We start from the raw sequence: 25,221 nt of genomic DNA, 5'->3' as shown, positions 1-25,221 counted from the left end.
ATGTCCTATGAAGCGTTTCACGATGCCCTGCGCGACAGCCGATTCGCGCTCAACCATGGAACGGGGCGGATGCCGGCGGCGGGATTCGGCACCTTGTTCCGCGACCTTGATCTCACCACTCAGGCGGTCGGGCACGCGCTGCAGGCGGGCTTTCGTCACTTCGATTGCGCCGAGCGTTATCGCAATGAGGACAAGGTCGGAGTGGCCATCGCGGAGGCGATCGCGTCCGGCAAGGTTCGCCGCGAAGAACTGTTCATCACCACCAAACTGTGGAACACCAACCACCGTCCTGAACGTGTCGCTCCGGCATTCGAAGCCAGTTGCCGGCGCCTGCAAACGGACTACATCGATTGCTACCTGATCCACACGCCTTTCGCCTTTGAACCCGGTGACAATCAGGACCCGCGCAACGCCCAGGGTGAAGTACTCTACGATGCCGGCGTGACCCTGATCGAGACCTGGCGGGCGCTTGAACGTCTGGTGGATGAAGGCCGGGCGCGTTCGATCGGCCTGTCGGACATCACCTTGCCGGCGTTGCAGGAATTAGTCGCCGAGGCACGGATAAAACCGGCCGTGGTGCAGGTAGAATCCCACCCTTATCTGCCCGAATGGGAGCTGCTGGAGTTCTGCAGGGCCCATGGCATTATCCTCCTGGCCTTCGCCCCGCTCGGGCATGGCATGACGCCGAATGTGCTGGAGGATGCGGTGCTCTCCGGTATTGCCCAGCGTGTGCAGAAAACCCCGGCGCAGGTGGCGCTGGCCTGGTCGGTGCAGCGTGGTGCGGCGTTCCTGACCACCTCGACTTCAGTGGGGCATATCCGCGAGAACTTCGATATTTCGACCTTGCCGGTTCGGGCCATGGTGGAAATTCGCGAGGAGATCACCACCCGCGTGCGCTTCAATTCGGTGGTGGAAACCGGTGTGCCGGGGTTCATTGCACGCAAACCGTAAGCCGCTTTCACGAAGGCGATCCTGTGCAGGGTCGCCTTTTTATCGATCCCTTGAGGCAACATCGATGGATGTTCTACAGACCCTGCGTTATTTCTCCGCCGTTGCCCAAAGCGGAAGTTTCACGGCCGCAGCTGCGCTGCTCAACACCACGACCACCAACGTTTCCAAGGCAGTGACCAGCCTCGAGGCGCGCTTGCAAACCCGCCTGATCAATCGCACCACGCGCCGCCTGGCCCTGACCGAAGCGGGCACGCGCTATTTGCAACGCTGCGAACGCATCCTCGAAGAAATACGCGAGGCCGATGAGGAAGCGGGAACGGCCCAGGTCATGCCGGCGGGGCGATTGAAAATTCATGCGATGTCGGCCATCGGCAATCATTACGTGATCGATGCCATCGCCCGTTACCGGGAGATTCACCCTACGGTGATGTTCGACCTGACCGTGACCAACCGCCTGCCGGATCTGCTGGAGGAGGGCTATGACATGTCGATCGTGCTGGCGCGGGACCTGCCCGATTCAGGTTTTGTCGCCCAGCGCCTGGGCATCACCTACAGCATCCTGTGTGCCTCGCCGACCTACGTGGCCAGACGCGGGATGCCGATTTCTCCGGCCGCGCTGCTGGAGCATGACTGCCTGAAAATCGTCAACACGGTGATGCCGGTCGAGCATTGGGTATTCGAAGGGCCCAGCGGCATAGAAGCAGTCGAGACGCCGTTGTCGCCTTTTCACGTCAATACCGCGGACGCGATGACCGTGGCGATCAGGAACGGGATGGGGATCGGTATCCAGCCGATTGCATCGGCGGTGGAAGGCCTGAGGGCGGGGACACTGGTGCGGGTGTTGCCGGATTATCGTCTGGAGGCCTTGAACATGTTTGCGATCTATCCGTCGCGCAAGTTCGTCGATGCGAAAATAAAGACCTGGGTGGAGTTTTTGAAAACGGCCATTCCGGGTGTGCTGGAAGCGGACGAGAAAGTCGTCGGTGCCTCGATAAAAAACTGACTCGCCAGGGCAGCGCGCATGGAGTGTCGACCCTCCATCGTCTGCACGGTCATCAACCGTTGGAGCAACCGCTGCCCATCACCTGATATTGAAGAATGTGGCGTTGGCCATGGGAGTCTTCATAGGTCATTTGCGCCGGGACCGGGCCGCATTCATCGGCAATGTCCGAGACCGCGATGACCTTGGCAATATCGAGTGTCGAGTCGTAGGTGTAGGTCTCTACGACTGTTGCGTCGCTGCCCTGTGCGAATGCCTGTGTGCCCAGGGTGCCGAACGCCAGCAAGAGTGTTATGCCTGCAAGTTTCATGATGTTCACCGTGTGGTCTGAACGTGGTGCTTCAAGGAGGTTGCCCGCAGGAGCCGGGTGTTGCGTTGGCTTTTTGCTCATCGGGTAGAGGCGATGTTAGGCGCATCGGCAGTCGGCAAAAATCGGCCAAATCGACAAACACTGTTGCCGGATTACGCAGGAATGCGGCGTTGCAGACGCTATTTCGTCATGTCTTGCTGACAGGCTCGGTGGCCGACAAAACTCTCTGGAAGGCTCGATGCAATGATCACGATCCGTGTCATGACGATGGACGATTACCCGGCAGTGATTGACCTGATGCAGCGCACACCGGGCATCTCGCTGCGCGATGCCGACTCCCGCGAAGCGACGGCACGGTACCTGGCGCGCAATCCCGACATGAGTTTTGTGGCTGAAGATAACGAGGTGCTGTGCGCTTGCGTGATGTGCGGGCACGACGGGCGCCGCGGCTATCTGCAGCACCTGATTGTGCTGCCTGACTATCGTCGGCAGGGCATTGCCGGGGCGTTGGTTGAGCGCTGCCTGTCGAGCCTGGAAGCCCAGGGCATCTTCAAGTGCCATCTCGATGTGTTCAAGACCAATGCGGCGGCTGCCCGTTACTGGCAAGGGCAGGGCTGGCAACTCAGGGAGGACATCGACCGCTATTCGTTGACCCGTTCTGGCCATCCGAATGCCTGAAGGAGCAGGGCTTCCAGAGCCGTTTTCTCGATAAACCTTGTTCGTACACGAATTTCCATTCTCTGAAATATATTGACTTAAAAGTCAGCTTCCAGAAATATGCGCGCCGACCAACCTGTTTCGAGCGGGTGTGCAGGGTGCTGCATATCCAGTTTTCGTTTCGCCCATCGCTATATAAAAAAATATACAGCGATGGGGCCGAACACGGCGTCACAGGGGATCCAGGTCCAAGGACACAAAAAAAACAAAAGCCCCCGCAATGGAGTCAACACAATGAAGCTGCAACCTCTGGCCTTGGCCATCACCCTCGGTGGCCTGGCCCACCAGGCCATCGCCGCCGGTTTTATCGAAGACAGCAAGGCCACGCTGAACCTGCGCAATTTCTATTTCAATTCCGACAACCGCGAGAGCCAGGACCGCGTCGGCAATGCTGCCTACACCAGCCAGGCCAAGGAGTGGGGGCAAGGGCTGCAACTCAACGTGGTGTCCGGTTTCACCCAGGGCACTGTCGGTTTTGGTCTGGACGCCATTGCCATGACGGGTTTGAACCTGGACAGCGGTGGCCGGGTCGGCAAGGCCGGTATCGACCGCACGCCCGGGGCGCTGTTTCCGGTGGACAGCGACGGGCATGCCGTCGATGAGTACTCAAAGGGTGGCGTGACCGGCAAGGTGCGCATCTCCAAGACCGAAGCGCGTTTGGGCACCCTGCAGCCCAAGTTGCCGGTGGTCAATTTCAACGACGGGCGCCTGTTGCCACAAACCTTTGAAGGTGGCCAGATCACCTCGAACGAGATCGACGGCCTGACCCTGATCGGCGGTCAGTTGGAAAGCACCAAGACCCGCAGCTCCACCGACGATATCGACCTGCGCATCGCCGGTGCGACTCGACCCAACGGCACCCCGGCGAGCACGCCGCTGGCCGATTCCGACAAGTTTGTCTTCGCCGGTGGTGACTACAAGATCAGCAAAGACCTCACCGCGCAGTACTACTACGGCAGCCTCGAAGACTTTTACCAACAGCACTTCCTTGGCCTGATCCATACCCTGGCCATCGGCCCCGGCAACCTGAAAACCGACCTGCGCTATTTCAACAGCCGCTCCGATGGCAAGAACGGCAGCACCGCCGGCCGCGCCGAAGGCTACAAGAGCAGCGGTTTCTGGCGCGCGGGCGACAGCCATGCCGGCGAAGTCGACAACAACACCTGGAGCGCCATGTTCACCTACAGCTTGAGCGGTCACGCCCTCAGCGCGGGTTATCAGCAGGTGTCGGGCGATAGCGCATTTCCGTTCCTCAATCAGGGCGACGGCGCGACCGCGTATCTGATCACCGACCGCCAGATCGGCAAGTTCCTCGCCGCCGGCGAACGCACCTGGCTGGCCGAGTACGCTTATGACTTCGTGGCAATGGGGGTACCGGGCCTGAAAACCGTGGTCACCTACCTCAGCGGCGACAACATCGACTCGGCTGCCGGTGATCGCAAGGAGTGGGAGCGCGACCTGCGCATCGACTATGCGCTGCAAAGCGGCCCGCTCAAGGGCCTGGGGTTTTCCTGGCGTAACGCAAGCTTGCGCGGCAATGCCAGCAGCGATCTGGATGAAAACCGCTTGATCGTCAGCTACAGCCTGCCGTTGCTGTAAGCTCGGCATATCGGTCGTTGACTGCTTTGCGCGGTCAACGCCCCAAGTTGATCGGCCAACACGACAGGAGTTTCGCCATGGGTTCTCTCAGCCTTCATCGACACCCCACCGTCGAACGGGTGTTGGCCGACCAGTGCTGGCCCCCCGAATTCGAAGTGGCGCTTCAGGACCTGCTGGAGCAGATGGCAAGCGCCGGTCACGACATCACCCTGCACAACCTCGGGCTGTTTCTCGGCGACTTCGTGCCGCGTTACACCCTGGACCGCGCCGAGGAATGGCAGGAGTGGGCCACTCGGCGCTGGGTCTCGCACACCAAGCCGGCGCTGGTGGATCGCCTGGCAGATGTCTTTCTCTGCACCCCGTAACAGGCGTTGGCTTGCGCGTATTCTGGTGAACACGGGGAAACTGGACTAAACCGGGATATCCAACAACGGGAGTGGCGCGGGTGGCAGGTTTTCGATGGATTCGATGATCGCGGCGGCAGCGCAGGCATTGGCGGTGGGTGATCCGCTGGGGGCACTCAACCGCGTGGCCCTGCGTAATGACGCACCGGCGCTGGCCCTGCGTGGCATCGCCATGGCGCAACTGGGTGATCTGGTACGCGCCAGGACGCTGGTGAAAAGTGCACAACGTGCCTTTGGCACAAGAGAAGCGTTATCCCGTGCCCGTTGTGTGGTGGCCGAGGCAGAAATCGCCCTGGCCTCTCGAGAACTTGGCTGGCCGATCAAGGCCCTTGAAGCGGCGCGCATCACCCTTGAGGCTCATGGTGACCGACTCAATGCCGCCCATGGGCGGTATCTGCAAATCCGTCGATTGCTGCTGCTCGGGCAACTCGACCAGGCCCAGCAGATCCTCGCGGCACTCGATCCCGAACCGCTACCGCCGGCTTTGCGTGCCACCCACGAACTGCTGCTCGCCGGCATCGCCATTCGACAATTGCAATCGAGCGCTGCGCGAGCGGCGTTGAACCGGGCGACACAGGCTGCGAATCAGGCGCGGATACCGGCTCTGATGGCCGAAGTCGAACACGCCACCCGGCTGCTCGATGCCCCGGCGGCGCGCTTGATTGGGGGAGGCGAAGAGCGACCCTTGCGGCTGGAGGACGTCGAGGCCTTGCTGGATTCGACCTCCCTGGTGGTGGATGGTTGTCGCTACGTGGTGCGTGGTTGCGGTATGTCGATTTCGCTAGCCTCGCGTCCGGTCCTGTTCACTTTGGCGATGGTGTTGGCCGAAGCCTGGCCGGCGGACGTTGCCCGAGAGTCGCTGATCGCCCGGGCATTCCGCCTGAAGCTCAGCGATGAATCCCATCGCGCCCGACTCCGCGTTGAAATCGGCCGACTGCGTGCGGCACTCAAACCCTTGGCGAGCGTCACCGCCACGGCGCGTGGATTTGCCTTGCAAACTCAAGCGTGCCCGGACGTGGTGGCACTGGCGCAACCGGTCGAAGAAAAATTCGCCGCCCTGTTCGCCTGCCTCGCCGACGGCGAAGCCTGGTCGAGCTCGGCCCTGGCCCTGGCGCTGGGTATTCATCAGCGCACGGTGCAGCGGGCACTTGATGCGCTGGCGGCACAGGGCAAGGTGCAATCGCTGGGAAGTGGCCGCGCTCGCCGCTGGATCACGCCACCGGTGCCCGGTTTCGCGACGACCTTGTTACTCCCGATGCCGCTGCCGGGTGATTAGGATGGCTCCACCAACCCCTAGTTGAGGAATGCCAGGATGAAACACGCAACTGCTGAAATCATTCGTGAATACGGCCCGTTTGCCGACCACGTGTGCGGTGTCACATGGGACGGTGAAAAGGTCTGGTTTGCCACCAACGCCCAGCTCAGCGCCCTGGACCCGGACAGCGGCAAGGTCCTGCAATCGTTCGATGTCGCCGCCAATGCCGGCACCGCGTTCGACGGCCGGTACCTGTTCCAGATCGCCGAGGACCGCATCCACAAGATCGACCCACGGACCGGCGCCATTCTCTCGTCGATCCCGGCCCCGGGTGGCGGTGCCGATTCAGGCATGAGCTGGGCCGAAGGCTCGTTATGGGTGGGGCAATACCGCGAACGCAAGATCCACCAGATCGACCCCGAGAACGGCAAGATTTTGCGCACCCTGGAGTCCAACCGCTTCGTCACGGGCGTGACCTGGGTCGACGGTGCACTGTGGCATGGCACCTGGGAGGGCGACGAAAGCGAGCTGCGACGCATCGACCCGCAATCCGGTGAAGTGCTGCAAAGCCTGACGATGCCTGAAGGTGTCGGCGTCTCGGGGCTGGAGTCCGACGGCGGCGAACGTTTCTTCTGCGGCGGTGGCGGCAGCGGTAAGGTGAGGTTGGTGCGCCGGCCTGCATAAGCTCAAACACGATAAAACCTGTAGGAGCGAGCTCGCTCCTACAGGGGATTCGGGGGGGATAAACACATGGGCCCCAATAGCGGCAAAACGCTTTAGTTTTTTCCCTTCCAGCCCGCGTTTCTGCTGGTCCCAATCGGTCTAACCGCACGGTTGGCAAAGCGCTCCGTTTTGCTATCCTCAAACCTGTAGGTGAAGACGCAGACTGATGCGCAAAAGGATAGCAAGGAGACGTGGGGCGCGTTCCGAAGGGTACACGGTTAGAAAGATCTCCGCGCTGAGATCCAGCCCTTATGCCGTGTGAAGCACGAGAGCACCATTACAAGTTTCATGCTCTGGTGTGGGAGGCCTGATAAACCTTGTAAGCCGGAGACCAGCACCGGCCACCTACTAACATTCACTCGCTAAGCCCGCCTTGTGCGGGCTTTTAATTGCCTGGGTTTTTTCCCGTCACGGTGCGCCGAACAGCATGGTCCAGTAAACGCCCTCGTCGCTGCGGGCATCGGTGGCGTAGGCGGCGCCGACCTGGGTGAACATCGGGTTCATCAGGTTGGCGCAGTGTCCGGGACTGGCGAGCCAGCCGGCCATGGCTTTGCTCGGCGAGCCTTGCCCGGCGGCGATGTTTTCGCCGATTTGCCGGCCACGGTAGCCGGCAGCCCGGGCACGGTCGGCAGGCATTTCGCCGTCAGGGTCCTGGTGGGCAAAGTAATTGCCGTAAGCCATGTCCTTGCTATGGCCTTGCGCCGCCGCACTCAGCGCGGTACTCCAGCTCAAGGGCCGTGCGGCAGCGAAGCGCTGGTGACCGCACATCCGCGATTTGGCCCGTGCGGCATTGACCTGTGCCAGCAGCGCCTGGCCGCTGCTGCGGGGATCGCTCAGTTGTCTGTCGAGCAGCGGCCGCGCCAGCACCACTTGCCATTGATCCCCGGCGCGACTGACGCCGATATCAGCGTATTGCGCGTCGAGCAAGGCGCTGCAATGTTCGTCCTGAAGCAGATCGAAGGCGTCCTCGGCATCCCGCGCACCCACCACGCGAATGGAGCGCACCGCCACGGCCTGATAACCGGATGCCTTCAAACGGTCCCGCAACCCGCCACCGTAGCCGACCGGCAAGGCCAGGCTGGATTTCAGCATCAGTGGCGACAGGCGTTGCGTCGGGCGTGGTGTACAGCCTTGTGGGTGGGCGCGAAATTCATTGATCGCCACCACCAGTTGCCGTTGTGCGTCGGCATGGGCAGAGGTGGCGGCAAAGGGGAGCAGGGAGAACAGGCACAGCGAAGTGAAACGCAAGGCAACGGCGATTTTGCGCATGGAACGGGTAACCCGAACAAGAGGACGGAGACAGGAGAGTGGAAAAACGCTCGGGTATGACTGGCGTCTGCAAACAAGGTTCACGACGCCGGTGAGCCAGTTGTGGGTCGGAACGCGGGTGTCCGACGAAGGGTAGGGTGGTGCCTGTCAGGAGCGCAGTTTGAAGCGACAAACCTGACCGCCACGGACCATGCATTCACCGTGCTCGACTTCAGCACCGCCCAATTCGCCGATCAACGCCAGGTCCAGTTCGCAGACCACCGGGTGGGCGGCGGCGAGTCGGTGAAACACGCAGTTGTGCGCGACGATTTCCGGCTCGCCACTGGATCGGAAGAACACTTCGGCCTCGTAGCCGGCCTGGTTCATGTGCTGCACGATGCGCGCTTCGTCGACGCTGTGTTGTTCGCGATCTTTGGCCAGTTTCCGTCCCATGCTGCGCATCAGCGTTTGCAATGCCTCGGGTCCGATGATCCCCGCCACTTCGTCGATCAGTACGCTGGCCAGCAATTGATAGTGCCGAGGAAACTGTTCCCTGGCGTGGTCGGTGAGCCGATACAACTGCTCCGGCCGACGCCCCGTCGGCCGGGTCTCGCCGCGCAGTACCAGGCCGTCCCGCTCCAGCGCCGCCAGGTGTTGGCGAACGGCAGTACGCGTGACCGCCAGATGGTCAGCCAACTCGTCAATGCTCATGCCGCCCGCGTGGTGCAGCAATGCATTGAGCAGGTCCTGCTGTGTTCGGCCCAATCCTTCCAGCATGGTGTGCCCTCGGGTGACGTCAGAACTTGTCCGGGAATTGCTTGACCAGCGCCGCGGTCAGGGCATCGGCCAACGCCAGGATGTGCGTGCGCATCATCGCCCAGGTGCGCGCTTCACCGGCGTAGTCGTGGGCGGCAAACTCATCGATCTGCGCGACGTGATGACCGCCGTGGGCGGCGAGCAGATTGACCAGGGTCGCTTCCGGCAGATTAGGGTTGGCAGCGGCCAGGAACGCCGCAATCGCCTTGGCGTTGCTGGTCAGTTCCGCGACGGCAGCCTGCTTGCCCTTCGCGTCTTTGGCGACCGTGGCGTCGCTGTAGTGTTTCACCGCGCCCCAGTGACCGGCAAGCAGCTTGAGCAACTGGTCGGCTGCCGGCTGACCATAGAGCGGGGCGATGCTGTTGGCGATTTTTGTGGCGTTGTCGACCACCTGGTCGGCGGCAACCTTGGCTTGCTGCGGGTTGGCGGATTGATTGGCGAACGCGTAAGTCCTGATCCAGAAAACGTGCTCGACCCACAGGTCGCGCAGGGCGAGGCGAGTGGTGAATGCAGGACTGTCGACGGCGGCGGGTGAGGCGGGGGGAGTCTGGCTCCAGGCCGGTTGCGCACATAGCGCGAAGAGGATCAAAGCCCAGGTTTTGATATTCATGACGGCACCCTCAATCAGTGGGAACGGTGACAATATCAATATAGGCATAAAAATATGTTTTTATTGGGCACAGGAAAAGATCCTGACTAATGGTCATCGCCAATACGGTTCACGGGGTAAGCAAAGGCAAGGGGCCGAATACGACCCCCGGTCGATTCAATCGATGCAGGCGTAGACCACCAGTTCCACCAGCATCTCTTCCCGAGCCAGCCCGGCGACAACCACCGCTGCGCGGTTGGGGTAGGGGGCCTGAAAATACTCGGTGTAAAGCGCGTTTACGATCGCCAGGTAACTGCGATCGGTGACGTAGATCAGCACCTGTGTGACTGCGTCCAGTGAACTGTTGGCGGCCTCAAGGGTATGGCGCAGGTTGTCGAGGGTTTGTCGGGCTTGCGCCTCGATCCCGCCGCTGACCACCTGACCCTGGCGGTCGATGGGGATCTGCGCGGTGTACAGCGTACCGTTTCCCACCACCGCCCATTCCAGGGGCGCGCGCGAGGCAAAAAGGTCAGTCTTGATGGCGTGTTTCATCGAAGGTTCCTGAAGCGGGTAAGAAGGGATGATCAGGCGTCGCTGCTTTCGCCGGCACCTCGGCGGCGTGATTCCTCGGTGCTCTCCACCAGCACTTGCTCGCCGAGTTTTTTCAGCCGCGCCCAGGCTTCATCGTCAACCTGCAACTCGCTGACCACTGAGGATGGGTGCACGAGAGCTGCCGTGGCGTCCTCGGCGGTCAGGCGCGGCAGCAGCGCGAAGTGCTGCGAGATCAGCACGTTGACGCTTTGCTCATCGCCTTGCGCCGGTTGAGGCAGGTCATACACCCGCAACGACGGGCCGGCTTGTCCGGCACTTAACGTGGCTACCAGTTCCTGACGTGCATCGCGCCAGTACACGCAAAAATTCAGGCCTTGCCCGGCACAGCGAGCCAGGTAACCCAGCAACAGAATCCGGTTGTGGCAATGCCGGATGCGGATCAGCGCACTGCCGCCGCGCAAGGCTTTGCTGACACCCAGTTCCACCGCTTGGGCGGCGCAGCGCAAGACGCTTTGGCCATGGGCATCGAGGGTCAACTGCGTGGCATCTTCGTAGCAGGTGTCGATGGGCCGATCGATTTCGTCGTGGAGGAAGGCCAGGGCTTTTTTCAGTGCACCGATGCCGTCGAGTCCTTGCCGTTGCAGGCGGGCAATCATTTCGGCGGCATCGTCGCAGTCACCGGCGGCAAAACCCAGACCTTCGAACGCCTTTCGGCAGATCACCTGGATTTCATTGAACGAAACGCGCATATCAGAGCTCTCCAGCAGCGGTGGCCAGGGTGGGCATGACCGCGAAATTCCAGTCATCGGTGAAAGGCTGGCCGATCTCGCGAACCAGCGGTGCGCCCTGGAACAGGGTGATGCGCACCCAGCGGCTGGACTTCGGATCGAACTTGCCGGCACCGAAGAACGCCAGTTTGCAGCGCAGCAGATGGATCGGCAGCATGCCGCGGTCCATCAGGTTGGCGCGGATTTCCCCAAAGGCGCAGCGGGCCATGCCCTGCAAGCGGCAAACGCTGCCCTTGAATGACGGCTGGGCGAGCAGGAAATGCGCTGTCAGTTGTTGGGGGTGCTGTTCGCGATAGGCGAGCAGGGCGCGGTAGCAACGCTGGATGTTGTGCGCGATCCCCAGCTGCATCTCTTTTTCGGCACCCGGCTCGATGGCGCGTTCACCCAGGCGTGGCTCTTCCTTTTCCGCCGAGCGATACCAGAAAAAATGGTTGGCTTCGGTATCCTGCAGGTCGTAGTCGAGCGCCCAGCGGTACTCGGTCTCGATCAGCTTGCACAGGTCCTCCAGCGGCATCTCGGCGTTGAGCCGAAAGCCCTCGTTGACCGACATCTGCCCCGCCAGCGGGTCGACCTGCTCGGGGTACAACTCCAGCAGCAGACTGACCAGCAACTCCTGACAGCCCGTGCCGCTGTTCGATGCAGTCCAGGCTTGCAGGCGCGTCCACAGGTCCGCGCTGATCGATTGTGTAGCGAACCAGTCGGTCAACAGATCGAGATCCCTCAAGGTCTGTTGATCGACTGCACTTTGCCGTTGATCTTCGGTGCTGGTTTGCTGCAGATGCACGAGGGCCCGTTGCAGCAATGCCTGGAAGCGCTGTGCATGGGGCAGGTCTGCCGCTTGTGCGAGGACGGTCGCCAGTGCCGTTTCCCTCGCCCATACCCACTGGTTGACCAGTTGCGGATGGTTGATCAGGAACGGCGCCATGCCCAGTCCCGTTGAGTTACCGACCCCCAGGTAACGTTGCAATTCGACGTCCAGGCCGACCGCCCGTTGCGGGTTGCGTGCCCGGGCCATGTGTTCGATCTGCTCGATGCTGAAATGGCGCAGCAGGTACACGGTGAACATCTGCGCGCTGAACGGCTGGCTGAAATCACTGTTGCCTTGCAGGCAATCGAAATCGGCGATGCCGAACTTGCCGTTGCCATACACCGCGGTGGTGCGATACAGGTAGCCAACCTCGGCGAGTTGCCGAGGGTCCGGTTGACAGCCTTCAGCCAACGCGCCGAGGAAACGTTCGAAGTTGCGCAGGCTGCGGTTGGCCCGCGACAGCACCAGCACCCGCGCATCGAAACGCCCGGCTTCCTGCAAGGGCACATTGCGCTTGAGGTCGGTCAGTTGCGCCTCATCAACATCGCCGGCCAGCAGGACGAAACTGACGTCCCATTGATCGGCAATCACCCGGTCGCTGCGCTTTTCCGGCGGCAGGTACATCGAGAAAATCACGCAGTGATAATGGGCATTGGCGGTGTCGATGCGATAGATCGCGGTGCCGAAACCTTCGCCATCCAGATCGAACACCGTGCGCTGAATGCGCCACTGCTCATTCATCATGCGGCGCATGCTGCTGCGCACGAAACTCAAGCGGCTCTGGAAGTGACTGCCCAACCGTTCCAGGTCCATGACTGTGCCGGCTGGGCGCAAGGCCGATAGCGTGTCTGTGTCGGTGTACGACATCGTTGTGATTCCTGAAGTGTTCATCATCAAACTGCCTGCTCGCGTGCCATCTGCCGGGCGATGCGCCAGGCATCCCAGAGCGACGGCAGGATCAACAGTGACACCGGCACGGCGGTGATCACGATAAAGGATTGCAGCGCAGTCACACCGCCTGAACCAATGGTGATCAGCACGACGGCGGCCAGGCCCATGCCGATGGCCCAGAACGCGCGCAACCAGTGTTTCGGCTTGTCGTTGCTGGACATGGCCATCGCCACGGTGAACGCCATGGCGTCACCATTGGTGGCCACCGAGATAAAGCTGAGGAACAGGAACAGCGCCGAAATCAGCCCGCCCCACGGCAGGTTTTGCGTCACGCCCAGCAGCAGGTCTTCAGGTTGGGTGCCGTGGGCGGTGACGATACCTGGCGTTTGCAGTTCCATGCCGATGCCGGCCCCGCCGACGATGGTGAACCAGAACATGGTCACCAGCGGGGCAATGATCGACAAGGTCATGATCACTTCACGGATGGTCCGGCCGCGGGAGATCTTCGCCACGTACAGCGCCACCATCGGCGCGTAACCGATGAACCAACCCCAGTAGAACACCGTCCACCAATCGAGCCATTTCGGATCGGCGCGGAACAGGGTCATCGGGATGAACTGCTCGATGTGCAAGGCAAACGCCGTGGGGAATCCACCGAGAATGAATGCAGTCGGCCCGAGCAGGACCATGAACACCGCGAGGCCGATCATCAGCCAGACGTTGATGCCGCTGACAAAGCGAATCCCTTCGAGCCCGACCAGGCAGGAAACGGTGTACATCACCGTGACCAGAACGATGGTGATGGACTGCACCATAAGGTCATTGGGAATGCCCCACACCGAATGCAATGCACTGCTGATCTGCAGGCCGAGAAAACCGATGGGGCCGATGGTGCCGGCGACCACGGCGATGATCGAGGTGGCGTCCGCCAGGGTCCCGATCGGGCCTTTGAGCGCGCGCTCGCCGAACAGTGGATAGAGCAGGGTGCGCGGTGCCAGCGGCAGGCCTTTGTCGTAATGCAGGTGCATCAACACGATGGCCAGCAGGCTGCCCAGCACCGCCCAGGCAAGGAAGCCCCAGTGGATGAAGGATTGCGCCAGGGCAATGTGAGCGGCCGCTTCCGTGTGCGCTTGCACACCAGCAAACAGTGGCGGTGGGCTGGCGAAATGCATCATCGGTTCCGCCGCCGCCCAGAAGGCGCCACCGCCAGCGAGCAGGGCACACATGATCACGGCGATCCAGTTGAAGGTGCTGGTGTCGGGTCGTTGCTCGACACCGCCCAGGCGAACGCGTCCGCACTTGCTGAAGCAGATGATCAGGCTCACGGCAAAGGTCGCGAGCATCAGGATCTGCCAGTAGAACCCGAAGAAGCGGGTCGACCACGCGAACAGTGTGTTGACCAGTGACGATACGCCATCGATGTCGACCAGCGCGGCAATCAGGAAGACGGCGAGAAAGCCGCCGCTGATCAGGAACAACGGCCAGTCAATGTCTTTTCTCGGCGGTGAAAGCTCCAGCGTCTGGAGGTCGGCTTGCAGGGTATCGGATGTTTTCATGATGCCTCCAAAATACGCGCCTGGGGCTGTGCATCGCCGGTTGGGGAGATGAACGGGAGGCTATTGTTTTTATTTTTCATGCTGTCCTCACGGTGTCGAGCAAAGGTCAGTGTTGTGCGCTGGTCGCGCGTTCCAGCAGGCGCAGCCAGTTGAGTCCCATGATGTTGCGTACCTCGTCCTCGGCGAAGCCGCGCGCGCGCAGGCCTTGGGCGATGACCGGGAAATCCCGGCTGTCGCGGAACCATTGCAGCGGTGATGGCCAGTTGGCGTTGTCCCTGGAGCCTTCGCCGTAATCCTTGTCCTTGCTCCAGCGCCCGTTGCGCATCCATTCGAGCACTTGCAGCGGTTGCTGCTGGCACAGGTCGGTGCCAATGCCGATGTGTTCGACGCCCATCAATTCCGCAGTGTTGGCAACCATGTCGCAGAACGATTCCAGGGTGCAGTCCGACGCGCCCTTGAGATGGAACGGGTAGGTGCTGAAACCGAGCAGCCCGCCGGATTCGGCGATGCCACGCAGCACGGCATTGGATTTGTTGCGTTTGGCTGCGTGGAAACTTGACGGGTTGGCGTGGGATACGATCACCGGCCGGCTCGATAATTCGATGGCTTCCAGGGTGCTGCGCTCGGCACTGTGGGACATGTCGATCAGCATGCCGACGCGGTTCATCTCGCGGATCACCTGGCGCCCGAAGCGGCTGATGCCGTTGTCTTCGGTCTCGTAGCAACCGCTGGCGAGCAGGCTCTGGTTGTTGTAGGTGAGCTGCATGATCAGCACGCCGAGTTGGCGGAAGACCTCGACCAGGCTGATGTCGTCTTCGATGGGCGAGCAGTTCTGGAAGCCGAAGAAGATTCCCACACGGCCTTCTTCATGGGCGCGGCGAATGTCCGAGGCCTGGTGAACCGGGCGAATGAGTTCGGGCCAGGTTTCGAAGCGACGGTTCCATTCGCCGATTCGCGACAGGGTTTCCCGGGCGTTTTCGTGGTAGGCGATAGTGGCGTGAACGGCGCTCAGGCCACCTTCCTGCATCTGGCGAAAGATCTCTTCGCTCCAGTTGGAATATTGCAGGCCATCGATCATCAATAAGTCGTGCATGGCAATCTCTCGCTCAAGGACGCACGTAGGTGGTCTTGACCACGGTGTAGAACTCGCGGGCGTACTGGCCTTGCTCGCGGGGACCGAAACTGGAAGCTTTGCGTCCGCCGAAGGGCACGTGGTAATCGGTGCCGGCGGTGGGCAGGTTGACCATCACGCAACCGGTGCGGGCGCGGCGCTTGAAGTCGCTGGCATGACGCAGCGATTGGGTGATGATTCCGGCGGTCAGGCCATATTCGGTGTCGTTGAGCATGCTCAACGCTTGCTCGTAGTCGCTGACACGGATGACGCAGGCAATTGGCCCGAACACTTCTTCGCGGTTGATGCGCATGGCGTTGTGCGTGTTGATGAACAGGGCGGGGCGCATGTAGTGCCCGGACGGTACCAGGTCGAGCAACTCACCGCCCTCGACCAGGGTCGCGCCTTCGGCCTTGGCCAGGTTCAGGTATTCAAGGTTCTGTTCCAATTGGCGGGCTTCGGCCACCGGGCCGATCTGCGTGCCTTCGGCAAGGGCATGGCCCACTTTCAGCTGACGCATGCGCGCCACCAGTGCCTCGACAAAACGGTCATGAATGCCGTCGCTGACGATCAGTCGCGAGGAGGCCGTGCATTTTTGCCCGGTGCCGAAAAACGCCCCGTTCAGCGCACATTCGACGGCAGTCTCGAGGTCGGCGTCATCGAGCACCACCAGGGCATTCTTGCTGCCCATTTCCAACTGGCAGCGCACCAGGTTGCCGGCGGTGGCGACGGCCACGCGACGTCCGGTTTGCAGGGAACCGGTGAAGGTCAGCGCGTCGATGTCGGCTGACTGGATCAGGCTTTCGCCGACCTCCGCGCCGCTGCCCATCACCAGGTTGAAGGTGCCAGCTGGCAGAGCCTGGCGACTGATGATCTCAGTCAGGGCCCAGGCACTGGCTGGTACCAGGTTGGCCGGCTTGAACACCACGGCGTTGCCGAAGGCCAGGGCCGGGGCGATCTTCCACGCGGCGGTGGCCATCGGGAAGTTCCACGGGGTGATGATGCCGACCACGCCGACCGGTTCACGATGGACTTCGATGTCGATTCCCGGGCGCACCGAGGCGGCCGTTTCGCCCATCTGGCGCAGCACTTCGGCGGCGTAGTAATGGAAGAACTGGGCGGAACGAGCGACTTCGCCGATGCCTTCGGCCAGTGGCTTGCCTTCCTCGCGGGAGAGCAGTTTGCCGAGCTCCTCCTTGCGCGCTATCAACTCGTTGCCGATGGCCATCAGCACGTGCTGGCGTTGCTCCAGGCCTGTGGCGGCCCACTGCGGCTGCGCTTCACGGGCAGCGGCGATAGCGTCAAGGGTCTGTTCGGTGCCGGCCTGCTGGTAATGGCCAATAAGGTCTTCAACGTCCGAAGGGCTGTGGTTGGCGATGACGCCTTGACCGTCGCACCAGTTGCCGCCGATGTAGTTTTTGTAGGGTTGCAGTGACATGGGAACCTCCGATTGCGTTGGCCCCATCTTGAGAGTATTAGTCTGCAAATAAAAATTAATAATAAATATGAAATGATAAGGAAAACTTACCGTGCTTCCAGAGCTGAAGATCACCCAACTGCGTTACTTCGTGCTGGTCGCTCAGCTGAAGAGCTTTCATGGTGCGGCCAGACAGGCCTATCGCACGCAACCGGCGGTGTCCCTGGCGGTGCGCGAACTGGAACAGAAACTCGGCCAGCCTCTTTTCGAAAAGGGCGGTAAAACCGAGTTGACGCCGTTTGGCGAGCATTGCCTGCCGCTGTTCCAGGATCTGCTGGCGCACCACGACCGTATCGCCCGCGAGGTCAGTTTGCTGGCTCGCCATGAAATCGGTCAGGTGAGCATTGCTACCGTGCCGTCGGTGGCCAGTCGATTGTTGCCGCACCTGCTCGCGCGTTTTGTCGCAGACCATCCGAAAATGCAGATCAGCATGCAGGACGGCAATGCCGACAGCGTTCAGCAATTGCTGGTGCAGGGACAGGTGGATTTCGCCATCAGCAGCGTCTGGGTGGCGGATGACAACATCGAGTTCACGCCGATCCTGAGTGATCAGGTGGGCGTGGTCTGTCGTCATGACCATCCGCTGGTCAAGCAGGGTGGGGCGCTGCACTGGTCCAGCCTGCAAGACTACCCATTGGTGCGCAACGGTACGTCGCGGCTGCTCGTGGGCACCGAGGCCGAGGGCTTGCTCGAGCGCAGCCTGTTGTTTGTGTCCAACATGATTTCCTTGATCGCCATGCTGGAAGAAGGCATTGGCATCACCACTTTGCCGTCGCTGGCATTTCCCCAGGGCAACGAGCAACTGGCGTTCCTGCCGCTGTCGGAGCCTCGGGTCGAGCGGCAAATCGGCATCCTCTGCCGCAAAGGGCACAGCCTGTCACCGGCGGCATCCGAACTGATGGGGTTCCTGACGGCGAACATGCAATTGACCGGTCATTGAGCACAGGCCCGACTAAAGACCCTGCTTGAGTTGTTGCAGATACTCAGGGATTTCACCAATAGAGTTATGACCGGTGCCCGGAAGGACCTGCAGCGTCGCCACGCCTGGCTTGAAATGACTGAGCAGGCGTTCGCTACTGACACGCGGCACTACCTCGTCATGCTCGGCGACGATCAGCCGCGTCGGCACGGTGATGAGGGGCGCGTAACGCCAGGATTGAAACCGATCCTTGAGCAACCAGTGCACCGGGAACAGACGAAATTGCCGAACGGCCAGTTCTTCAAGGCTGTCGTAGGGCGTGATCAACACCAGCCGTGCCACCGCTCGCTGGCTGGCCAGACGCACGGCAACCCCTGAACCGAGGCTGCGTCCGACTACCGCTACATGGGTATGAGTGGCCCGCACCTGGTCGAACAACGCCATTGCATCACCGACAATCGCTTCTTCCGAAGGCGAGCCGGAACTGCCGCCATAGCTGCGGTAGTGCATCAGATAAAGCGCGTAGTCGGGAAAGGCCTGGGAGAACCCCGGCAAGTTGCGCGACACGTCCTCGGCATTGCCGCCGAAGTAAATCAGCGCATTGGGCCCCTCGTGAGGCCTGACCGTGATGTTCAGCTGGGCATCGGCGACCGTCAGCGTCAGCAGCGAGCCGGGGCTGTCGATATGACGCGGTTGCGGGTAGTAGATCAGCGCCCGTTGAAAGACCAGCAGCGCAAGACAGAGCGCCAGGTAAAAGGCGGCGACGATGACGACGAGTAACACCAGAGTGCGTGACATTCGACTAACGTTAGGGGGCGGCATTGAATGCTCGGGGTTGCCAGGCCAATTGCCCGGTGCCGTCTGAGTGTAGTCAATCGAGTGGGGACGTTTCATGCGCCATCCCGCGGGTTGCACCCGCAGAGAAATACTTACGCTGGCTGCCGGTGCTTCGGCGGTCTTCACGTTCGGTCCGGCCTGTGCGCAAGTCATGCCGTCGACGGGAACAGGAGGCAAGACCATGCAGACCCGCGTCATTCCTTCCAGCAACGAGTCCTTGCCGATTGTCGGCCTGGGCACCTATCGCGGTTTTGATGTGGCGCCCTCGGACCCGCCCTACAGGGACCTGCCGGCGGTGCTGGATGCCTTGTTCGACAAGGGTGGCACGCTGATCGACAGCTCACCGATGTACGGCCGCGCCGAGCAGACCACCGGCGAGCTGCTGTCGATCCATGAGCCGCGTTCACCGGCCTTCCTCGCCACCAAGGTGTGGACACGGGGCCGCGAGGAGGGCATCGCGCAGATGGAGCGCTCTTTTGCCTTGTTGCAGACCGACCGCATCGACCTGATGCAGATCCACAACCTGCTCGACTGGCAAACCCACCTGCCGACCCTGCGCCACTGGAAAGAACAGGGACGGATTCGCTACATCGGCATCACCCATTACACGGCGTCGGCCTATGACGAGGTGGAAGCGGTGCTCAGGGCCGAGCCACTGGATTTCCTGCAGATCAACTATGCCCTGGACGATCGTGGCGTCGAGCAGCGCATCCTGCCGTTGTGTCGCGAGCGTGGTGTGGCAGTGATCTGCAACAGGCCGTTTGGTGGCGGCGGCTTGCTCGCGCGGCTCAAAGGCAAGCCGCTGCCTGGCTGGGCGGCGCAGGTCGGGGTCAAGAGCTGGCCGCAACTGGCGCTGAAATTCCTGCTGGCGCATTCGGCGGTGACCTGCGTCATCCCGGGCACCGGCAACCCGCGCTACATGGCGGAAAACGCCGGCGCAGGCTTTGGTCCGATGCTCACCGACGCCCAGCGCCAGCAGTTGATCGCCTTGCTCGGCTAACGTCCGGCAAGGTCTGCAAGCTCTCCTATACTGTTCGCGTCCCTGCCGTCGGCATCGCCTCCGGTGCGCCGAGGGTGTCCCTGTCCATTACTGCGAGGAGATCGAACATGGCAATCCGTATTGGCGACGAAGCACCGAACTTCACCGCCGACACCACCGAAGGCACCGTCAATTTTCATGAATGGATCGGCGATGGCTGGGCCATCCTGTTTTCCCATCCGAAGGATTTCACCCCGGTGTGCACCACCGAGCTGGGGTATCTGGCCAAGCTCAAACCGGAATTCGACAAGCGCAACACCAAGGTCATCGGCCTGAGTGTCGACCCGGTCAGCGACCACAATCGCTGGGTCGGTGACATCGCCGAAACCCAGGGTACGGCGGTCAATTACCCGTTGATCGGCGATGAAAACCTGGTGGTGGCCAAGCTCTACGACATGATCCACCCCAACGCCAGCGGCGGTTCGCGCACGGCGGTGGACAACGCCACGGTGCGTTCGGTGTTCATCGTTGGCCCGGACAAGAAGGTCAAGGCCATGCTGATCTACCCGATGAGCGCCGGGCGCAACTTCGATGAAGTGCTGCGTCTGCTCGATTCCCTGCAACTGAACGCCAAACACACCGTGGCGACGCCGGTGAACTGGCGTCCGGGCGAGGATGTGATCATCCCGACCTCGGTGTCCGATGAAGACGCGAAGAAGAAATACCCGGATGGTTTCAAGACCTTGAAACCGTATCTGCGCACTGTGGCTCAGCCGAAATAGTCATCGCCGACTTGCCGCCATCGCGAGCAAGCTCGCTCCCACATTAGATCGATGTCAGACACAAATCTTGTGCCCACCTCCGATCCCTGTGGGAACGAGCTTGCTCGTGATGAGGCCAGCCCGGCTGGCCTTGACCTCCGGTCAAACCAGGTACTTGCGAAACCACCCCAACGTCCGCTCCCACGCCAGCTTCGCCGCCGCCTCGTCATAACGCGGCGTCGAGTCGTTGTGAAAGCCGTGATTGCATCCCGGATAAACATAGGCCTCGTACACCTTGCCAGCGGCCTTCAAGGCCTTTTCGAACGCCGGCCAGCCTTCATTGATCCGCGTATCCAGCTCACCGTAATGCAGCATCAGCGGCGCCTTGATCCGCGCCACTTCTTCGCTCGTCGGCTGCCGGCCATAAAACGACACCGCCGCCCCCAGTTCCGGATAAGCCACCGCCGCCGCATTGGCCACGCCACCGCCATAACAAAACCCGGTGATGCCGACTTTTCCGCTGGCCGAGGGGTGTTTCATCATCCATTCGACGGCGGCGAAAAAGTCGTTCATGAGTTTTTCCGGGTCGACCGTGGCCTGCAGTTCGCGGCCCTTGTCGTCATTGCCGGGATAGCCGCCCACCGAGGTCAAGCCGTCCGGGGCGAGGGCGACGAAACCGGCCTTGGCCAGGCGCCGGGCGACGTCCTCGATGTACGGATTGAGCCCACGGTTCTCGTGCACAACCACCACCGCCGGGACCTTGCCGCTGGCCTTGGCCGGTCGCACCAGATAACCGCGCACCTGGCCGTGGCCCTTGGGTGAAGGGTAGGTGACGTACTCGGCGAGGATGTCCGGGTCGGTGAACTCGACCTGTTCGGCCAGCGCGTAGTCGGGGCTGAGGGCCGCGAGCAGGGCACCGGCGGTCAACCCGCCAAAGGTGAACAGTGCCGCACGGTCGAGAAACTCCCGGCGATTGATCTTGCCGTGGGCGTAGTAGTCGTACAGCTCCAGCAGTTGCGGGGAAAAATCCTTGGCGGTGAGGCGGGTCATTGCACAGTTCCTCTCGGCTCCCACAGGGGGGAATAGTGATGCCAACCTCTCATGGCTGGACAGTTTTGCAGTTCATGGCAGCCTCCAGGACTCTCAAGGAAGCGCCGCCTCGACCAGTTCGATCCAGTGCCGCACCGGCGTGCGCCCTGCGCCGTCGAGGTGTACCTGGCAACCGATGTTGGCCGTGACAATCACCTCGGGGTGGCCGCTTTCCAGGGCGTTGAGTTTGTTATCGCGCAATTGCCGCGACAGTTCCGGCTGGGTCAACGAATAGGTGCCCGCCGAACCACAACACAGGTGCGCATCGGCTACAACGGTCAGGTTGAATCCGAGTTCAGTGAGCAGCGCTTCCACGGCACCGCCGAGTTTCTGTGCGTGCTGCAACGTGCAAGGGCAATGAAAAGCCACGCGCTGGGCAGCGTGAATGCCGAGGCGCTCCAGCGGTTCGTCGCGCAACACTTCGACCAGGTCGCGGGCCAGCGCACTGACCTTTTTCGCCTTGTCGGCATAGGCCGGATCGCTGGCGAGCAGATGCCCGTAATCCTTGATGAAGGCCCCGCAACCGCTGGCCGTCTGCACAATCGCCTCGGCGCCTTTTTCGATGCTCGGCCACCAGGCATCGATGTTGTGCCGGGCGCGATTCAGGCCGGCCGCCTGGGCGTCGAGATGATAATCGACGGCACCGCAGCAACCGGCTTCGGGGATCGGCAGAACGCCGATCCCCAGGCGGTCCAGCACGCGCGCTGCAGCGGCATTGGTATTAGGCGACAGACCCGGCTGTACGCAACCTTCCAGCATCAGGACCTGGCGCTCACGGTGGGTCATCGGGCGCGGCTTGGCTGGCAGGGCCGTGCGCGGCAATTTGCTTTGCAGCGGGCCGGGCAAGAGCGCGCGGAACACCTGACCCCCACTGACCAATGCCTTGAACAGTTGCGGATGCGGCACGGTCTGTCGCAAGCCCTCGCGCAACAAACGCTGACCGAGCGGACGCGGCACCGCCGCATCGACCACTGCCCGACCGATGTCCAGCAGGTTGTGATAATCGACGCCTGACGGGCAGGTGGTCTCGCAGTTGCGGCACGACAGGCAGCGATCCAGATGTTGCTGGGTTTTCTGCGTGACCTCGTTGCCTTCCAGCACTTGTTTGATCAGGTAGATGCGCCCGCGCGGCCCGTCCAGTTCATCGCCGAGCAACTGATAGGTCGGGCAGGTGGCATTGCAGAAACCACAGTGCACGCAGCTGCGCAAAATGCTCTCGGCCTCCGCGGCACGGGGCAGGGCGCTGGCGCGTTCGCTCAATGTCGTCTGCATGGTGTCAAAGCTCCGCGTACAGGCGTCCGGGGTTGAATATCCGTTGTGGATCGAGCTGTTGTTTGAGGTTGCGGTGATAACGCATCAAGGCAGCGGGCAGCGGCTGGAACGGTTCGTCGGTCAAACCGTGGCTGAAGCAAGTGACATGGCCGCCAGCTTCTTCGACCACCTGGCGAATGAACGCCGCTTCGGCATCGGACTTCAGCCAGCGCTGGGCGCCGCCCCAGTCGATCAACTGGCGACCGGGCAGAGCCAGGCGCGGTGTGTTGTTGGGCAGCGACAGACGCCAGAGCGGCTGATCCTCGTCGAAGAAGCTCAAGCGCTGTTCGTTGAGATCGTCCCAGTACGCAGCGTCCAGCCGTTCTCCACCGAGGCGGTCGTGGGCCACTGTCACCGAGCCTTCGCCGCCCTCAAGTCGCAAGTGCAGGCGTGAGCCGTCGTGACAGGCCGCGCTGATCGGCAAGGGTTGTTGACCCCATTCGCCCAGGCGCAGCAAGGCGCGTTCAACGTCCAGTTCCAGGCTGATACTCAAGCACTGCCGGGGTTTGGGCAGTACTTTCAGCGAGACTTCGGTGATCAGCCCCAGGCAACCATGACTGCCCGCCATCAGTCGCGACAGGTCGTAGCCGGCGACGTTTTTCATCACCTCGCCACCGAACCGCAGCAGCTTGCCTTGCCCGCTGATGACCCGCGTGCCGAGCACGAAATCCCGTACCGAGCCGGACCACGGACGCCGCGGCCCCGACAATCCGCAGGCAATCATGCCGCCGACGGTGGCGCCTTCGCCGAACGAGGGCGGTTCGCAAGGCAGCATCTGCTGCGCCGCATCCAGCACTTGCTTCAGTTCCGCCAACGGTGTGCCGCAACGGGCGCTGATCACCAACTCGGTCGGGTCATAACTGACAATGCCCCGGTGCGAGCGGGTGTCGAGAATTTCCCCGGCGGTGCTGCGGCCGAGAAAGGCTTTGCTGTTGGCGCCTTGAATACGCAACGGCGTGGCGTTTTGCAGCGCCGCATTGACCTGTTCCAGCAAGGTCGCGCTGTCGTCGAAATCCTCCGGGTGGGCCATCAGAAACGCTCAAGCTCAGGGAAGGGCAGCTGACCGCCGTGTATGTGCATTGCGCCAAACTCGGCGCAACGGTGCAGGGTCGGAATGTTCTTGCCGGGGTTGAGCAGGCCACTCGGATCAAAGGCGGCCTTGACCCCATGGAACAGGGTCAACTCGTCGCTGTTGAACTGCGCGCACATCTGGTTGATCTTCTCGCGACCGACACCGTGTTCCCCGGTGATGCTGCCGCCGACTTTTACGCACAGCTCGAGAATCTTGCCGCCCAGGGCTTCGGCGCGGGCCAGTTCCCCCGGTTGATTGGCATCGAACAGGATCAACGGATGCATGTTGCCGTCACCGGCATGGAAGACGTTGGCCACCCGCAGGCCGTACTCATTCGACAGCTCGGCGATGGCGTGCAATACACCGGGCAACTCGCGCCGAGGGATGGTCCCGTCCATGCAGTAATAGTCCGGCGAGAGGCGGCCGACTGCCGGAAACGCGTTCTTGCGCCCGGCCCAGAAACGCACGCGTTCGGCCTCATCCCGGGCTTGACGCAACTCGATGGCGCCGGCCTGTTGCAGCACCTGGCGGACGCGCGCGCAGTCGTCGTGAACGTCGGCTTCGACACCGTCGAGTTCACAGAGCAGGATGGCCTGGGCATCGACCGGGTAACCGGCATGGATAAAGTCCTCGGCGGCGCGGATAGCCAGGTTGTCCATCATCTCCAGGCCGCCGGGGATGATGCCGGCGGCAATGATATCGCCCACGGCGCGCCCGGCTTTCTCCACCGAATCGAACGCCGCCAGCATTACTTTGGCGGTTTGCGGTTTGGGCAGCAGCTTGACGGTGACCTCGGTGATCACCCCCAGCAAGCCTTCGGAACCGGTGAACAGTGCCAGCAAGTCGAAGCCGGGTGAGTCCAGAGCGTTGGAGCCCAGGCTCAAGTGCTCGCCCTCAACGGTGAGGATGTCGACCTTGAGCACGTTGTGCACGGTCAGGCCGTACTTCAGGCAGTGCACGCCGCCGGCGTTTTCCGCGACATTGCCGCCGATGGAGCAGGCAATCTGCGATGACGGGTCCGGCGCGTAGTACAGGCCGAAGGGCGCCGCCGCCTGGGATATTGCCAGGTTGCGTACACCGGGCTGAACCCGCGCCGTGCGCGCAACGGCGTCGATGTGCAGGATGTTGTTGAAGCGCGCCATCACCAGCAGCACGCCTTTTTCCAGCGGCAGCGCGCCGCCGGACAAGCCGGTGCCCGCACCCCGGGCAATCACCGGCACCTGCATCTCATGGCAAATACGCAAGACCCCTTGCACTTCGTCGATGTGCCGGGGCAGCACTACCAGCATGGGCGTGGTGCGATAAGCCGACAGCCCGTCGCATTCGTAGGGCCTGAGTTCCTCCTGCTGATGCAAGACCTCCAGCGCCGGCAAGCGGCTTTGCAATGCCTGCAAAAGTGCGTGTTTGTCGACGTCGGGCAAGGCGCCGTCAACTCGTTCGTCGTAGAGGATGTTCATC

General features: G+C 61.9%; 25 protein-coding genes. 10 read left to right on the top strand and 15 right to left on the bottom strand.

What is annotated here, in order from left to right; all coding sequences use genetic code 11:
- The gene (locus EIY72_RS18620) at nucleotides 1–951 is read left to right on the top strand and encodes an aldo/keto reductase (protein WP_093223198.1); all 951 of its coding nucleotides are present in this window, start codon (nucleotides 1–3) and stop codon (nucleotides 949–951) included.
- A 64-nt stretch (nucleotides 952–1,015) separates the two neighbouring features.
- A complete protein-coding gene (locus tag EIY72_RS18615) occupies nucleotides 1,016–1,954 on the top strand; it encodes a LysR family transcriptional regulator (protein ID WP_093223196.1) in 939 nt (312 codons plus the stop codon).
- Nucleotides 1,955–2,006: 52 nt separating this feature from the next.
- Here EIY72_RS18615 and EIY72_RS18610 read toward each other — a convergent pair whose 3' ends face one another.
- Nucleotides 2,007–2,261, bottom strand: coding sequence for a DUF2790 domain-containing protein (locus EIY72_RS18610; protein ID WP_093223194.1), 255 nt, complete (start codon nucleotides 2,259–2,261; stop codon nucleotides 2,007–2,009).
- 243 nt (nucleotides 2,262–2,504) lie between these two features.
- On the opposite strand from EIY72_RS18610, the gene EIY72_RS18605 reads away from it, so the two are divergent.
- The 5 genes from EIY72_RS18605 (at nucleotide 2,505) to EIY72_RS18585 (ending at nucleotide 6,920) form a co-directional block, all read left to right on the top strand.
- Nucleotides 2,505–2,939, top strand: coding sequence for a GNAT family N-acetyltransferase (locus EIY72_RS18605; protein ID WP_093223192.1), 435 nt, complete (start codon nucleotides 2,505–2,507; stop codon nucleotides 2,937–2,939).
- A gap of 273 nt (nucleotides 2,940–3,212) precedes the next feature.
- Nucleotides 3,213–4,577 carry an OprD family porin gene (locus EIY72_RS18600; RefSeq protein WP_093223187.1) on the top strand — a complete coding sequence of 455 codons (1,365 nt, stop codon included), beginning with the start codon at nucleotides 3,213–3,215 and terminating at the stop codon, nucleotides 4,575–4,577.
- 77 nt (nucleotides 4,578–4,654) lie between these two features.
- Nucleotides 4,655–4,942: a hypothetical protein gene (locus EIY72_RS18595; protein ID WP_093223185.1), complete on the top strand. Its 288-nt coding sequence runs from the start codon at nucleotides 4,655–4,657 to the stop codon at nucleotides 4,940–4,942.
- A 94-nt stretch (nucleotides 4,943–5,036) separates the two neighbouring features.
- Entirely contained in the window at nucleotides 5,037–6,257 is a 1,221-nt protein-coding gene (locus tag EIY72_RS18590; RefSeq protein WP_093223182.1) for a helix-turn-helix domain-containing protein, read from the top strand.
- A gap of 36 nt (nucleotides 6,258–6,293) precedes the next feature.
- Nucleotides 6,294–6,920, top strand: coding sequence for a Vgb family protein (locus EIY72_RS18585; RefSeq protein WP_093223180.1), 627 nt, complete (start codon nucleotides 6,294–6,296; stop codon nucleotides 6,918–6,920).
- Nucleotides 6,921–7,367: 447 nt separating this feature from the next.
- Here the strand turns inward: EIY72_RS18585 and EIY72_RS18580 are convergent, their stop codons facing one another.
- The 9 genes from EIY72_RS18580 to EIY72_RS18540 all read right to left on the bottom strand — a co-directional run bounded on the left by EIY72_RS18580 (nucleotide 7,368) and on the right by EIY72_RS18540 (nucleotide 16,756).
- Nucleotides 7,368–8,228: a CAP domain-containing protein gene (locus tag EIY72_RS18580; RefSeq protein ID WP_093223178.1), complete on the bottom strand. Its 861-nt coding sequence runs from the start codon at nucleotides 8,226–8,228 to the stop codon at nucleotides 7,368–7,370.
- 147 nt (nucleotides 8,229–8,375) lie between these two features.
- Nucleotides 8,376–8,984 carry a helix-turn-helix transcriptional regulator gene (locus tag EIY72_RS18575; protein WP_093223176.1) on the bottom strand — a complete coding sequence of 203 codons (609 nt, stop codon included), beginning with the start codon at nucleotides 8,982–8,984 and terminating at the stop codon, nucleotides 8,376–8,378.
- 19 nt (nucleotides 8,985–9,003) lie between these two features.
- A complete protein-coding gene (locus EIY72_RS18570; RefSeq protein ID WP_093223174.1) occupies nucleotides 9,004–9,633 on the bottom strand; it encodes a hypothetical protein in 630 nt (209 codons plus the stop codon).
- A 156-nt stretch (nucleotides 9,634–9,789) separates the two neighbouring features.
- Entirely contained in the window at nucleotides 9,790–10,164 is a 375-nt protein-coding gene (locus tag EIY72_RS18565; RefSeq protein ID WP_093223172.1) for a RidA family protein, read from the bottom strand.
- Nucleotides 10,165–10,196: 32 nt separating this feature from the next.
- Nucleotides 10,197–10,913, bottom strand: coding sequence for a DUF3726 domain-containing protein (locus EIY72_RS18560; protein WP_093223170.1), 717 nt, complete (start codon nucleotides 10,911–10,913; stop codon nucleotides 10,197–10,199).
- 1 nt (nucleotide 10,914) lies between these two features.
- Nucleotides 10,915–12,627, bottom strand: coding sequence for a hypothetical protein (locus EIY72_RS18555; protein WP_093223168.1), 1,713 nt, complete (start codon nucleotides 12,625–12,627; stop codon nucleotides 10,915–10,917).
- A gap of 26 nt (nucleotides 12,628–12,653) precedes the next feature.
- The gene (locus EIY72_RS18550) at nucleotides 12,654–14,207 is read right to left on the bottom strand and encodes a BCCT family transporter (RefSeq protein ID WP_093223166.1); all 1,554 of its coding nucleotides are present in this window, start codon (nucleotides 14,205–14,207) and stop codon (nucleotides 12,654–12,656) included.
- 106 nt (nucleotides 14,208–14,313) lie between these two features.
- Nucleotides 14,314–15,300 (bottom strand): dipeptidase, encoded by a 987-nt coding sequence (locus EIY72_RS18545; protein WP_093223164.1) that lies wholly within the window; start codon nucleotides 15,298–15,300, stop codon nucleotides 14,314–14,316.
- A gap of 13 nt (nucleotides 15,301–15,313) precedes the next feature.
- Nucleotides 15,314–16,756, bottom strand: a complete 1,443-nt coding sequence (locus EIY72_RS18540) for an aldehyde dehydrogenase family protein (protein WP_093223161.1) — start codon at nucleotides 16,754–16,756, stop codon at nucleotides 15,314–15,316.
- A 91-nt stretch (nucleotides 16,757–16,847) separates the two neighbouring features.
- On the opposite strand from EIY72_RS18540, the gene EIY72_RS18535 reads away from it, so the two are divergent.
- Nucleotides 16,848–17,735 (top strand): LysR family transcriptional regulator, encoded by an 888-nt coding sequence (locus tag EIY72_RS18535; protein ID WP_093223158.1) that lies wholly within the window; start codon nucleotides 16,848–16,850, stop codon nucleotides 17,733–17,735.
- 12 nt (nucleotides 17,736–17,747) lie between these two features.
- Here the strand turns inward: EIY72_RS18535 and EIY72_RS18530 are convergent, their stop codons facing one another.
- A complete protein-coding gene (locus EIY72_RS18530; protein WP_093223156.1) occupies nucleotides 17,748–18,536 on the bottom strand; it encodes an alpha/beta hydrolase in 789 nt (262 codons plus the stop codon).
- Nucleotides 18,537–18,606: 70 nt separating this feature from the next.
- Between EIY72_RS18530 and EIY72_RS18525 the strand changes: the two genes are divergently transcribed.
- Nucleotides 18,607–19,551, top strand: coding sequence for an aldo/keto reductase (locus tag EIY72_RS18525; RefSeq protein WP_197678840.1), 945 nt, complete (start codon nucleotides 18,607–18,609; stop codon nucleotides 19,549–19,551).
- Between the two features lie 107 nt (nucleotides 19,552–19,658).
- Entirely contained in the window at nucleotides 19,659–20,312 is a 654-nt protein-coding gene (locus EIY72_RS18520; RefSeq protein ID WP_093223152.1) for a peroxiredoxin, read from the top strand.
- Between the two features lie 141 nt (nucleotides 20,313–20,453).
- Here the strand turns inward: EIY72_RS18520 and yghX are convergent, their stop codons facing one another.
- The 4 genes from yghX to glcD all read right to left on the bottom strand — a co-directional run bounded on the left by yghX (nucleotide 20,454) and on the right by glcD (nucleotide 25,220).
- Nucleotides 20,454–21,341: a YghX family hydrolase gene (yghX, locus tag EIY72_RS18515; RefSeq protein WP_093223151.1), complete on the bottom strand. Its 888-nt coding sequence runs from the start codon at nucleotides 21,339–21,341 to the stop codon at nucleotides 20,454–20,456.
- A gap of 93 nt (nucleotides 21,342–21,434) precedes the next feature.
- Complete coding sequence (gene glcF / locus EIY72_RS18510) at nucleotides 21,435–22,652, bottom strand: glycolate oxidase subunit GlcF (RefSeq protein ID WP_093223150.1); 1,218 nt, start codon at nucleotides 22,650–22,652, stop codon at nucleotides 21,435–21,437.
- 4 nt (nucleotides 22,653–22,656) lie between these two features.
- Nucleotides 22,657–23,721, bottom strand: coding sequence for a glycolate oxidase subunit GlcE (gene glcE / locus EIY72_RS18505; protein WP_093223147.1), 1,065 nt, complete (start codon nucleotides 23,719–23,721; stop codon nucleotides 22,657–22,659).
- Complete coding sequence (glcD, locus tag EIY72_RS18500; protein WP_093230614.1) at nucleotides 23,721–25,220, bottom strand: glycolate oxidase subunit GlcD; 1,500 nt, start codon at nucleotides 25,218–25,220, stop codon at nucleotides 23,721–23,723. Before glcD ends, glcE begins: the two co-directional genes overlap by 1 nt.
- Nucleotide 25,221 lies beyond the last annotated feature (1 nt).

The sequence above is a fragment of the Pseudomonas vancouverensis genome (assembly GCF_004348895.1).
GTDB lineage: Bacteria > Pseudomonadota > Gammaproteobacteria > Pseudomonadales > Pseudomonadaceae > Aquipseudomonas > Aquipseudomonas vancouverensis.
This window is presented reverse-complemented; position numbering and strand designations above follow the sequence as displayed.